Source organism: Streptomyces sp. RP5T, assembly GCF_003933965.1.
In the GTDB taxonomy this organism is placed as follows: Bacteria; Actinomycetota; Actinomycetes; order Streptomycetales; family Streptomycetaceae; genus Streptomyces.
In genome coordinates, this window is the sequence record NZ_RSAJ01000894.1 from 1 (window position 1) to 2,436 (window position 2,436).

Annotated in this window: 2 protein-coding genes; one reads left to right on the forward strand and one right to left on the reverse strand. The window is 70.1% G+C overall.

Annotated elements, in window-relative coordinates:
- On the forward strand, nucleotides 1–1,335 hold a 1,335-nt coding region (locus tag EHS43_RS42585), incomplete at its 5' end, for a beta-1,3-glucanase family protein (protein ID WP_221740821.1).
- Between the two features lie 12 nt (nucleotides 1,336–1,347).
- Here the strand turns inward: EHS43_RS42585 and EHS43_RS42590 are convergent.
- Nucleotides 1,348–2,298 (reverse strand): aminoglycoside phosphotransferase family protein, encoded by a 951-nt coding sequence (locus EHS43_RS42590; protein WP_125195822.1) that lies wholly within the window; start codon nucleotides 2,296–2,298, stop codon nucleotides 1,348–1,350.
- Nucleotides 2,299–2,436 lie beyond the last annotated feature (138 nt).

Below are 2,436 nucleotides of genomic sequence, written 5' to 3' on the forward strand. Positions count from 1 at the left end.
CCCACCAGCAGTCCCCCGGCCCGCGCCGCGCGCTCCCACACAGCACTCGCCCTGGTCCTCGCCCTGCTCGCGGCCCTGTTCAGCGTGCTGGCCCCCGCACCCGCCCACGCCGCGGACCAACTGTTGTCCCAGGGCAGACCGGCCATCGCCTCGTCTACCGAGAACGCGAGCACACCCGCCGGCGCGGCAGTTGACGGAAACACCGGAACCCGCTGGTCCTCCGCCTTCTCCGACCCGCAATGGATAAGGGTCGACCTCGGATCCGTCCAGCAGCTCAGCCGCGTCAGCCTCAACTGGGAGGCCGCCTACGCGACCGCCTTCCAGATCCAGACCTCCACCGACGCCACCACCTGGACCACCGTCCACTCCACCACCACCGCCACCGGCGGCACCCAGAACCTCACGATCTCCGGCAGCGGCCGCTACGTCCGCCTCTACGGCACCGCGCGCGGCACCCCGTACGGCTACTCCCTGTGGGAGTTCCAGGTCTACGGCCCCGGCGGCACCACCCCGCCGGACGACTTCTGGGGCAGCACCGGTGACATCCCCCCGGCGAGCAACGCTGTCGAGGTGAAGATCCTCAACCGCACCAACGGCAAGTACCCCGACAGCCAGGTGTACTGGAGCTTCAACGGCCAGACCCATTCCATCGCGGAACAGCCCTACCTCGACATGCCCGCCAACTCCGCGGGCCGCATGTACTTCTACCTCGGCGCGCCCAACGGCCCCTACTACGACTTCATCGAGTTCACGGTCGGCAACAACGTCTTCAACGGCAACACCACCCGGGTCGACGCCTTCGGCCTCAAACTGGCCATGCGCCTGCACAGCAAGGACGGTTACGACGTCGAGGTCGGTGAGAACCGGCAGACCTTCGCCGAGGACCGCGCCACCACCTTCCAGCGCTTCACCGACGCCGTGCCGAACGAGTTCAAGGTGCTGGCCCGGTCCCAGGCGCCGTACCGGATCATCGCGCCCGGCAGCGACCCCAGCTTCCGCGCGGGCGGCGCCAACGCCAACTATTTCACCGCGTACGCCCAGTCGGTGGGCGTCAACGCGGCCACCTCCGACATCTTCGGCTGCGCCGGCTCCCTGGCGGGCAACCCCGACATGTGCGCCGCCCTCAACCGCCACGTCGCCACGCTTCCGGCCTCCCAGCAGTCCGACCCGGCGCAGTTCTACAAGGCGGCACCGGCGAACCACTACGCCAAGTTCTGGCACGACAACGCCATCAACCACCTCGCCTACGGATTCCCCTACGACGACGTGGCGAGCCAGTCCTCCTTCGTCTCCCACGCCGACCCGCAGTGGTTGCTGGTGGCCGTCGGCTGGTAGACGGGGCCTGCGTCAGACGCCCTGCAGAACACGGCCGAGTGCGGCGCGGCCCGCGGGCCCCCAGTGCGGCTTGCCGCCGGGAAGGTTCCGGTCTCCGTTCTGCCCCATGAGCATCAGGAAGAGACTCTTCACCGCGGCCAAGCCTCGGGCACGCCGGATCGTCGCCTCGTCCGCCCGCGCGTAGGTGTCGAAGAACCGTGCGGCCGTACCGGCGGGCAGCAGTACCCACGCGGCGGCGAGGTCCCACGCGGGATCACCGGCGAACATGTCACCGAAGTCGACGATGCCCGCGAGCGTCCCGTCCGCGACGACGACGTTCGCGGGATGGAGGTCGCCGTGCACCCACACCCGCGGGCCCTCCCAGGGCCGGGCCGCGACGGCGTCGTCCCAGACGGCGCGCACGGCGGCAGCGATATCGGTCGCAGTATCGGTCGTGGTGTCGGCATCGGCATGGGCGTCGGCTGCGCTGTCGTCGAGGGTCACGGCCTGGAGGAAGTTCTCGAAGCCGTCCGTGCAGTCCTTGGGATGGGCGCCGCGGTCCGTGGCGACCGGAGCATCGGCGGGCGCCTCCACGTGCAGGGCCCGGAGGAATTCCGCCAGCGTGTCGGCGGCATGGTCGCCGCGGCTGATCGAGCCGTGGTCCAGCGGCTCGCCGGGAACCCATGTCATCACGGTCCAGTGCTTGGGAAAGCGCTCGGACGGTTCACCGAACCGCACCGGGGTCGGCACCGGGAGCGGCAGGCGCGGGGCCAGCACGGGAAGCCACCGCCGCTCCTTGAACTGGAGCTCCGGGGTGGGGTCCATGCGCTGCATGCGCACCGCCAACTCGTCGCCGAGGCGCCACATTTGGTTGCCCCAGCCGCCCACGACCTCGCGGACGGCCAACCCCGCGAGGTCCGGGTGCTGCTCCCGGAGCAGGTCGCGGACCAGGTCCGCGGTGATCTCGATCTCGGTGTCGGTCATGCGACGTCACATTGACATCCTCGCCGCCCTGAAGGACGGCGATTCCCGCCTACCGCGCCGTTGAAGGCTGCGGTGTCGAGTGGGTTCCTGCTTCGCCGCGCGGCGCCGGGGCGAGTCCCGGTCTTACCTGCGCTCCAC

Bases quoted from the DNA above. Each gene is read 5' to 3' on its own strand.
- EHS43_RS42590 (WP_125195822.1), bottom strand. From the start codon at position 2,298: ATGACCGACACCGAGATCGAGATCACCGCGGACCTGGTCCGCGACCTG.